We start from the raw sequence: 9,455 nt of genomic DNA on the forward strand, positions 1-9,455 counted from the left end.
TGACTCTTGCGAATCAGGGCTTTTCATTTGGTGCCGGAGAGATGAATCGAACACCCGACCTTCTCATTACGAACTCCAGCACTAACTGCTTCCAATTGTTGCCAATGGCTGTCTTCACTCTAGACGGTGTGATTTTAACAGCCCGCAACAACCGGGATTTATGCCGAAATTTGGCAGCAACTGTGACATAGCTGTGACGCGACAGGTGAGGAGTTAACTTGCCGCAGCGTGTTACTTGAAGCAAGGCAAAGACATTGGTCGGCCTCGTCTGATCTTCTAGACTGGTGCGCTATCGGAGCAGTCTAATGTCCCAACAACATACAACACCATCTGAGTCCGGGCATAGCCGGACAGCCCAGCAATGGGCTTGGCAATTCCTTCGCCGCAATCAGGAGTACGTCGCCGCCTACGAGTTGATCTCATCGCTGACGCAAGAGCAGTTCCATCAACTAAGTTGTTTGGTTGCACGGCGCAAGGGTCTATCCGTCGGCGAGGACCTGCTCGATGAGTCTGTTATCTGCACGCTAGACCTCCGTTTTTTCGATGATAAATACCTTGAAGATTTGGATGATCCAGGCGAGACGGTTGAAGAGTATCGCGCAAAAGCTGCCGAGATCATGGAAACGGACGAGCAGCTAGAACTCATCGTTTCCCAGCGCTTCTGGTTGGAAACCTACTGCCTGCGCAGTTGGATTGACCCAGTCAAAAACACGGAGCTAGATGCCGAGACCGCCGCTGGCATTTGGGCTCACCATCCATTCATCGAATGGGGGCTTGCGAGTGCGCCTTGGCTTCCTCTGTTGGATGGAGTGGACCTTGATGAATTTCGTCCCAGGCCTCGGTCTGGCCGCCGCTTCAATGCCAGTTCAAAGCGTGTTGAAACGAAGGGGCCGATGGTGAAGGGGGCCGATGGGAACATGTTCATCCGTAGTGCCACAGTCTGGGGGCACGACTACGAATTACCTGTCTTGGGTACTTCCGAGGTCGATGTGAGATTTGATCTGAACTTACCTTTGAAATTTCAGATCGCACGCGCGAAAGAAGAACTTAAAAAGCATCAAAAGTTGCTTCGCAACGCCAAGATACTGAGTTCGTATCCAGGTCAAGCTGACAGACACGGTATCTATCAAGAGTACCTTTTGATCCTTGATCGATTGAAAGAGGGCGCTACGCTGACTAGCCTCACCTTGGAACTGAAGCCCGTGATAGAGAAAAAGGTGAGACGGCGCAGAGGCAAAAACACCGAGCCAGTGCCGGTGAGTGTGATTTTCGACCCAGCGAACCCACTGCACGACAAAGAGAAAATCACGGAATCAGTGCGCCAAAAGATGCTCAGAGCCCTCAGATTGCGGGATCGGGACTACAAGGCACTGGCCTTCTTGTAGATACCCGCGCTTTCGTTCTCCATAGACCCGGTTGGCGCGCGTCGTCACGTTGTCACGGGCAAACACGAGTGCACGATTCCTGAATTGCTCAGCCTGGTGGCAGCGTGACCTGCTGCATCACGAACTCAAGGTGCTGTGCGCAATAGTTCGCGCACGACCCTATAGAGCAACTCGATTCACCGCTCACTTCTCGCGGCTGAAATCGTTCGTGTGACGCAAAACGTACCCCAGTTTGCGTCACTGTTTCCGTGCTCGAAAGCTGGAAAAGTTTGGGTGTCAGCAAGTGCTGATCAATAACTTTTCAAGGAGTACGGTATGAAGAATTTCCCGGCGATTTCGCCCGCAGTCCATCTTTCCAGTCGCTGCCGTACGGCAGGCAGTTCCGCATTTTTCTCGTTCCTTCAGAAAACCAATCAGCTCGGCGGCCGTGCCGAGCCAGCCACGGCTAGCACCACGGCTTTCGCGGAAATCCCTCCCGCGATCACTTGGCTCACGGTCGCCCAGATGGCCGTCAAGCACCCGGCCTGGAGCGAGAACTCGTTGCGCGCACTGATCTTTGCTTCCAAGGACCGTGTTGCCGCAGTTCGCAAAGGTACCCAGAACATCATCCCCGGCAATGGTTTGGCTGCGGCAATTCGCCGCGTTGGTCGTCGCGTCCTCATCAACGAGAAAGAGTTTTTGGACTGGGTCGATCAGCAGGGCATCAAGGAACGTCAAGCACGCGGCTAAGCAGAGCACTGTAAAGACTCATTGAGCGCGGAAATCAGCCAACAACACAAATCGCTTTCTTGCACCTGCCAAGTGCAATCCTAAATATGAAAAACACCACCGTAAAAAACGTCCAAGCTTCTCGGGCTACAAAGCCGCCTGTCTCGCGTACTCCCAGCAGACCCAGCACCTCGCACATTGCTGCCTGCGAACTTCCTCCGAGTGTCAAACATGTCTACCAAGCCGTTGATGCGAATGGCAATGAGCTCGGCTCAGTCGTCGTGGAGGCACTCGATGCCAAGGGCCGCCAGTTTTACAGCCGCCTTGATCTCATGCAAATCGCACAGGGCCGCAACGACGAAATCGCTCGCTTGGCAGTGCAGGCCGGCATGCATGACTACCTTTCCACAAAGCGTTTGCGCGAACTTGGCGCCGCTTTCCTGCAAAACATCGGATCAGCCATTCATTTGGTTGACCGCGATGGTTTTGGTCAGGTCAAAGATCAGGGCATTGAGTACCGCTTCTACGTGCATCGCGGGGTGATTCACTCCTTGGGTACGAAACCTTCGATCAAGATCGCATGCGTGCCCAGCAGCGAGCAGAAGTTGATGCAACCGTCGTGTGACGTGCAAACGTGGAATGACCACATTGGAAAGTACCTCAAAGGCAATCCAATCCTGTTGATTGTGGTGCTTGCAGCCCTTGCGTCAGCGATGCACCGTGCCTTCAATTTGCCCCGCCTGATCTTGATGATTGTTGGCCAAAGTAGCCAGGGAAAAACTACGGTACAGCAAATTGCTCAGTCTGCGCGCGAACAAGCGCGGGAGATCGAAAACTGCGCTGGCACAGCTAACGGCATTCGCGCTCGTTTGGAACAAAACCAAGACTGTCCGGCTTTTCTTGACGAACTTCACCTTGCGGAGAACTTGGACGGTTTGGTGAAGCTGATTTTCCTTGTTGGTAATAGTGCTAGCCGCAAAACCAGTGCTTCTGATCAAAAGGTGCATGAAGCGCCACCGTTGACCTGCGGACTTATTGCCGCGTCAGAGAAAACTCTGGCGGAGATCGTCGCCACTTCGAGAGCCACACTCACTGAAGGCATCTCTGCACGGCTGCTGGAAGTGGTCGTTTCTGGGAAGAACGGAATCTTCCACAAGATTCCAGAGGGGCTTACTCCTAAGCAATTCTCTGATCAGCTGAAAACGGCGTGCGAGGCATATTACGGCCCCCTCTGGGATGGTTGGGTTTCCGGCTTGTCCCGCAATCACGAAAAGATCGCGGTTCGTCTCCCGGCGAAGTTGCAAGAGGTTGAGGCGGAATTGTGCTCCGAACTTGAGATTACGGATCGTGTTACTACTCGCATGGTTCGCGGTCTAGCTGTCTGGGTTTGTGCTGGTCACGCGGCTCTCAAGATGAAACTGCTTCAAGTTACACGCTCCGAAATCATCGACGCAGCGAAGCTGGTATTGAAAGAGCATGTGGCACGCCAGAAACATGGCACGACACCTATTGGTGAAAAAGTGATCCAGGCGGTACGTAACTTGATCGACCGTAACGCCAATCGCTTTCCCTCGCTGTCAATGTTTGGTCGCACTGAGCAGGGCGGGATTTACGGGTACACCAAAGGTGATGGTGAAGATCGCTTGTTCTTGTTTTTGCCGGGCGTTTTTGAAGAGCTTGTGGGAGCTCAATTCGGCACGCAAATGGCCACCCAGAAGTTGTTTGATGCTGGGTATTTGATTGCAGATTCGGAAGGTTTTCAGCGTCAGTTTCGTTTGCCCCAGAGTGGACAAGCGAAGGGTATGCGCAAGCGCTTTTACGCGATCAAAGCGTCGATTTGCTACGAATCCGTCGCAGAGGCAACGTAGACCTGCTGTCACGTTGTCACGTCCATTTTTGAGCCAGACGAACAAGCCAGCGCCAGGGTGCGTTAGTAGTGCCGGATCAGCGGCAACAGACCACCTTTTTGCTGGCTACCGTAATACGCAACAAACCACGAATACATTCAATTTTGGAAACGATGATGAAATCTTCAGCATATCCTCGCAAGCATCAGTCCATTAACCCTCGCTGGCCTTTCAGCGCAACATCGCCAGCAAAACGCGCATCAGTGGCTATTGGCAGTGCGCATAAGCTCACCACGCCCAAACGGGTCATGCCACAGCAACCAGCCACGGCGGTGAAGCCGACCATGCGCTTTCCGCTGGCAACCACGGCGCTCCAACCGGCGTTGGCTTGGAAACCATTCTTTTCATGTCTGATTGACACCGTTGCGGTGCTCATTGATGTGGACCACAAATCCCTGCGGAAGATTGCGCAGAACAACCCCAATATCACCTGGAACGGCAACTACCTGTTTGAAGTCCACTCCCCGTTCTCTGCCACGATCAAGGCCCGTGTCTTCAGCCGTGAAAAGGGTACCAAGCTGATGATCGAAGCGTCCCTTCCCAAGTTCTTGACTGGCCAGAATATTGTTGGCTTGGAAGAGCTTCTTGAACCCTGCAAAAAACTGATATTTGCTGTCCTTGAGCAGATGAGAATCGAGCCCACGGAAGTAGAGCGCCGCAAAATCAATTGCGGGAAGTTCGAGATGACTCGCGTTGACTATGCTCTGCACTGTGATTGCGGAACGCCCGAGCGCGCAGCCGCCGTCATGGCAGCAGTCCGTAGTCTGATGCACGCCAAAGCCAAGGACTTCAGCGCATACGGTATTGAAACCGTCTACGCAGGCCAGCATAGCAACCGTTGGACGTTCAGAATCTATCGCAAAGACTTGGAGATCAAGAAGCGCGGCCGGGGCCTACCCGCCAACGTCTACGGCCGTGACTATCTGCTCGCCAAAGTGCAAAACTGTGCGCGTATGGAACTCGTGTTGCGCGCACCTGAACTCAAGCGCCTTGGACTGAACGACCCGATGGCGTGGAACATTGAAGAAGCTCGCCAGCGGATGCAAGTCTGGCTCAATCGTCTTTCCACCGCAGGCGGCGTGGTACCCCATATTGAGCACCTCAACGACCTCACAAGCGTTCAACAAATGAAATTGCTCTTGTGGCTTGGCGGAAACCTGACGGCATTCACCAACAGTCCCACCACATTTGCAGCTACGCGTAAAACCATCTTGGCAAAAACTGGGATCGAGATTCGCGGAGAGCCCAGCGTCAAACTTCAGCGTTGTGCAATGCAAACCATTCGTGAGGTTTTGCTCCAGGGTACCGACTTCAAAAGCTATGCCCACAAGTGGGATTCGCTTTGCCAAGGTGCGGTCACAGACGACACTAGAAGCCGCCAAAAAATGGTGGCAGCTAAGCATTTCAATCGTCACGCGAAAGCCACAATATGAGATTGATTTAGACACGATTCGGCACTCTTTCAGTGGTGGCACCATGAACTGACATGCCACCACTGAACGTCGTTCAAAACGGCCATTCTGGCGGCATCTGGTGTCGTCTACGACACCAAAATCGACGCTGGATCATCACCGTCACTGCAAACCGTGCTTTCGTGTTTGCGGTCAACAATACTGATGGTTTCGACTGCATGCGTGATTGCTGAAACAGCAACTGAAACCGACGCAATGTGGCTCAGAAGTTTTGTGTTGAACGTAGGTGATCAGACCATATGCCCCTGAGAAATCGAGCGCTGCGTGTGGTGTCAATCTCGCACAAGCACAGCCGCTGGAAATACGTGGTGGCATGTACTCATTGAATGCCCTTCAGAAATGACAGAACATCTTTCACGGCCTGCTCGCGGGCCTTGTCATTGCTTTCCGCTGTGACCCAGGAGGTCTGCTTGCACTTCGGCATGTGGGCATTACACTCCTTGTCATCGGTGGAACTACGGTGGCAATAGCTATTGCGCGGTTGGCAGGTGCCGCTCGATAAAAGCAAGAATGTCGCTGCGCATGATCTCGGTGTACTTGTTATTGCGGCAAACCGGGAACTGGTTGTACTTGTTGAGTGCATTGGAGCAACTGCCATCGACTCCCGGCCGACCGATACCTCCACTCGGCGAATCCCACGAGTGAGTCGCACCTTCAAAGTTGATCCACTTCTCAACGCCTTTGAACACCTTCTCGACATTGCACTGTGACAAAGGCGTTGCTGAGTCATTGGTGCCGGTAAACGCAATCACAGGCGCGACGTAGTTGCCAAGTGGTGGTGCAAATTGCTTGTCGGTGGTGCCGCTAGGGGAGCGGCCAAAGATCGATTCCTTGACGTAGCAGTTGGGGTAAAGCGATGCTCCGCCGACCAGCAAGGACTTCACTTCACCGCTGAGGTTGTGATTGCTGAAGGCCCGTAGCACTGTCCAGCCGCCTTGGCTGCCACCGATCACGAAGGTCTTCTTCGGATCAGCGCCTTGGCTTCGCGTAAAACGCGCTGCTGCGATCAGATCGAGCACGCGCATGTTGGCACCGTACTCCGTCCACGCGAGCCAGTTCTCCGATCTTCCACGAGACCAATAGGAATCCAAGATCAGGATGTTGGCCTTGAGTTCTTTGCGCAGCCAAACGGCCATGTCTATGTTGGCAGGGGATACGCCATGTCCACCGTGAACGAGGATGACGGTGGGGCGGTCAAAGACTTTTCCGTGCTGTGGCGTCCAACTGGAAATCAGCTTTCCTTTTCCATCGTAGGAAGGCACATTGGCGGTGAACAGATTCATGCCATAAGCCGCCATGGGCCGCTCCAACTCCCAACCGTTTGGTCTTTCTGGCGCGAACTGAACAGTAATAGCAGGCTGAAACTTCTCCACAGGGATCACATCGTCGTTTGCATAGCTGCTCATCGAGGTCACGCCGAGGGCAACCAGGGTGGCGAATCGACAAATAGCACTTTGAAATCGTTCGGTCATACGAGCTTTTTTCATTGGACACTTTTCAGAAAAGCCAGAACATCTTTGACAGCTTGCTCTCGCGCTTTTTCGTTACTTTCCACAGTGACCCAGGACGTCTGTCTGCACTTTGGTACGTAGGCATTCCATTCAGCGTTGTCCGTAAAGGTCTTACCCGAATACTTGTCATGTGCCGGTCCCCAACTGCGGTCGTTGGCGCCATAGGGCATTCGCACATCCATGGAGCAGAGATTGAAGTTGCCTTCGTTGTATTTCTTCCAGGGCTGGTTGAGCCGGTCAAAGACGTGCGTTGCACCTGGATAGACCTTGTAGCTCACTGGATTGCCTGCTGCGGCGTACGCCTCCGCCAACTCCATACAAGGCTTCAGCAAGGTCATGTCATCCTTCTCACCCAGCACCAAGAAGATTGGCGCGGGTAGCTTGCCGTGGTGGTCCACTCGGTAGCGCATATTGCAGCCGGGATAGACCGCCACGCCACCAGCCCACTTCACATTTGCGGGAAGCACATGCTGCTGGTAGGTTGGCCACGCTGCGTCCATTGCTACTTGACCACCTCGCGACCACCCCATGTGAAAGATACGGCTGTTGTCAATTTGGGGATGGGTCGCCAGCAACTTCAGCGCATACATAGCGTCCGTGAGGTTTGCCATGGTGTTCCAAGTCAACTGCTTGGTGGGGCCGGTCACGCGGTCCTCGCCACGTGGCTTGAAGCTGTCCACCACAAACACGGCATACCCCGCGTTGTTCAGCGCTTTGGCCCACACATCGAAGTACAGGCTGCTCACGCCCTCGCTGCCATGCGAAAACACCACGGCGGGCACTTTGCCGTTGCTTGCTTGGGGTGGCATCAACAGATCACCGTAAACCGTTACTTCAGGGCCCAAGCGACCTCGGATCAAAGCCCATCGGTGGTCGGGCGTGGAAGAGGTGAACTCGATGCGGCCGGTTTGACCGCCGGTCAGGTCGGAAAGCGGTGCCGCCGCCACTGTATTTGCGAAGAAGGCACTCAATCCAGCGCACACAAGGTTGATGTAGCTGCGCGCAGCTTTATTCAATTTCTTTGCCATCTCCATCCTCTTTTCTGAATTTGAAAGTCTCTCACAATGAAGAATTAACTCTGTCGTATTTAAGTCGTCATTGAGGCATTTTTGCCTCAATGGAATCCACCCCAACCACCGCCACGAAGAAGGTCGCAGCCGACCGTCATCCGCTGGCCGTGGCGTTTGGTGAATACCTGAAAACCATTCGCAAGGACAGCGATAAATCGCAAGCCGAACTCGCCTTCGATGCATCCATGGATCGGACTTATGTGTCGCTTTTGGAGAGGGGTCTCTCGGCACCTACTCTGCTGGTGCTGGATTCGCTGGCGAAGGCACTCGGCATGACCATGACCGAATTAATGGCTGGCTTCGAGGCGCAACTGCCAAAGAATCTTCGCCGCACCTCGGTAAAGCGACGGATCAATGAGGCCTCGTTGGCAAAGACAGGTGCTGATCGACCACAGGGCAATCGCCGCTCACCGCTGCGCTAACCATCTGGTCCGCCAGCCAGCCACGTCACGCTCATGGCGTCCACCAGCATGGGGTCGAATACCGCGCCGAACACCAAACACGCTGATTCGTCCATGGCGCGCCGGGCCGCCTCGAAGACCTCGGCGCAATGGCTCAGTCGAAAGTTCTTGCCGTACCCGCTGCACACCACCACAGCGACTGCCACCTTGTGCTTCTGCATCCATGTAAATGCGTCACGGCAGGCATCAAGAACCTTGTCCGCGTCATGGTCCGTCACGGTAAAGCTCGCGGGTGAGCGACCGCAGAGATTCAGCGTGCCGCGCAAATCTTCCAGCTCGATCTGCAATATGGAACCTTCTTCCGTCGCCGCCAGCAGCGCTGCCACTGTCTGCTGAACCCCGTCGGCTTGGGGGGATGCCGTAGGCCGTGGCCAGGGTGACAACGCCATGCCACCGACGATCTTGAGGACTTGGCGCCGCATCAAAGTGCGCTTCACGCTGCCGCCTTCAATTGCAACCGTATGGCGGCCAGCAAGCGAACTTCTTCGGCACTCCACTCCGCAGCCTCGTACAGCCAGTGCGTCGGCTTGCGCTTGCCGTCTCCCGAAGGCTTGAGCAGACTCGGTGGAACTCGCCGACTGCCGGGGCCGATCGTTGGCAAGCGAAGCCGCGCGTTCGCGGGACTGAAAGACGGTTCTCCAGCAGATGGATCAAGCAAAATAATGGTGTCCGGCGTTTGCACCTTGTCAACCGCGTTGCCTTCCACTCCGACAGCCAGTGCCCAATGCTTGGTTCTGGAGTGTTTGACCGAAGCAAATGCCAGTGCCACCAGATCGCCGCCTTTCATTAGCCATTCAAGAGCATGACCGTCGGCGTTGTCCTGCACGCCGTACTTAGCTGTCAATGCAAGCGGCAGGTTCAGACCATCCATCAACTCCACCCACTCTTCGGGGTGAACGCCAGCAAAATATGTGTGCTGAAACGCCTGCCAGACCAGCGCG

At 54.5% G+C, this 9,455-nt stretch carries 10 protein-coding genes; 6 read left to right on the plus strand and 4 right to left on the minus strand.

From position 1 onward, the window contains the following. The 5 genes from ACDELDRAFT_RS25770 to ACDELDRAFT_RS15210 all read left to right on the plus strand — a co-directional run. Positions 1-191: hypothetical protein (locus tag ACDELDRAFT_RS25770; protein WP_232504786.1), on the plus strand; the 191-nt coding region annotated here is incomplete at its 5' end. 114 nt (positions 192-305) lie between these two features. Next, positions 306-1,385 carry a transcriptional regulator domain-containing protein gene (locus tag ACDELDRAFT_RS15195; RefSeq protein WP_005798363.1) on the plus strand — a complete coding sequence of 360 codons (1,080 nt, stop codon included), beginning with the start codon at positions 306-308 and terminating at the stop codon, positions 1,383-1,385. 315 nt (positions 1,386-1,700) lie between these two features. Next, the gene (locus ACDELDRAFT_RS25390) at positions 1,701-2,114 is read left to right on the plus strand and encodes a hypothetical protein (RefSeq protein ID WP_005798365.1); all 414 of its coding nucleotides are present in this window, start codon (positions 1,701-1,703) and stop codon (positions 2,112-2,114) included. Positions 2,115-2,200: 86 nt separating this feature from the next. Next, positions 2,201-3,961, plus strand: a complete 1,761-nt coding sequence (locus ACDELDRAFT_RS15205; RefSeq protein WP_005798366.1) for a DUF927 domain-containing protein — start codon at positions 2,201-2,203, stop codon at positions 3,959-3,961. A gap of 155 nt (positions 3,962-4,116) precedes the next feature. Continuing rightward, positions 4,117-5,433 (plus strand): phage/plasmid replication protein, II/X family, encoded by a 1,317-nt coding sequence (locus tag ACDELDRAFT_RS15210; RefSeq protein WP_157764941.1) that lies wholly within the window; start codon positions 4,117-4,119, stop codon positions 5,431-5,433. Between the two features lie 509 nt (positions 5,434-5,942). On the opposite strand, the gene ACDELDRAFT_RS15215 is transcribed toward ACDELDRAFT_RS15210, so the two are convergent. Both ACDELDRAFT_RS15215 and ACDELDRAFT_RS15220 read right to left on the minus strand, forming a co-directional pair. Continuing rightward, positions 5,943-6,944 carry a dienelactone hydrolase family protein gene (locus tag ACDELDRAFT_RS15215; protein WP_040329430.1) on the minus strand — a complete coding sequence of 334 codons (1,002 nt, stop codon included), beginning with the start codon at positions 6,942-6,944 and terminating at the stop codon, positions 5,943-5,945. An 11-nt stretch (positions 6,945-6,955) separates the two neighbouring features. Continuing rightward, positions 6,956-8,011 carry a dienelactone hydrolase family protein gene (locus tag ACDELDRAFT_RS15220; RefSeq protein WP_005798372.1) on the minus strand — a complete coding sequence of 352 codons (1,056 nt, stop codon included), beginning with the start codon at positions 8,009-8,011 and terminating at the stop codon, positions 6,956-6,958. Positions 8,012-8,100: 89 nt separating this feature from the next. Here ACDELDRAFT_RS15220 and ACDELDRAFT_RS23690 point away from each other — a divergent pair, with 89 nt between their 5' ends. Next, positions 8,101-8,475: a helix-turn-helix domain-containing protein gene (locus ACDELDRAFT_RS23690; protein WP_005798373.1), complete on the plus strand. Its 375-nt coding sequence runs from the start codon at positions 8,101-8,103 to the stop codon at positions 8,473-8,475. On the opposite strand, the gene ACDELDRAFT_RS15230 is transcribed toward ACDELDRAFT_RS23690, so the two are convergent. Both ACDELDRAFT_RS15230 and ACDELDRAFT_RS15235 read right to left on the minus strand, forming a co-directional pair. Beyond that, a complete protein-coding gene (locus tag ACDELDRAFT_RS15230; RefSeq protein ID WP_232504787.1) occupies positions 8,472-8,840 on the minus strand; it encodes a hypothetical protein in 369 nt (122 codons plus the stop codon). The genes ACDELDRAFT_RS23690 and ACDELDRAFT_RS15230 overlap by 4 nt on opposite strands. Positions 8,841-8,947: 107 nt before the next feature. After that, positions 8,948-9,455: hypothetical protein (locus tag ACDELDRAFT_RS15235; protein ID WP_005798376.1), on the minus strand; the 508-nt coding region annotated here is incomplete at its 5' end.

Source organism: Acidovorax delafieldii 2AN (assembly GCF_000175235.1).
GTDB lineage: Bacteria > Pseudomonadota > Gammaproteobacteria > Burkholderiales > Burkholderiaceae_C > Acidovorax > Acidovorax delafieldii_B.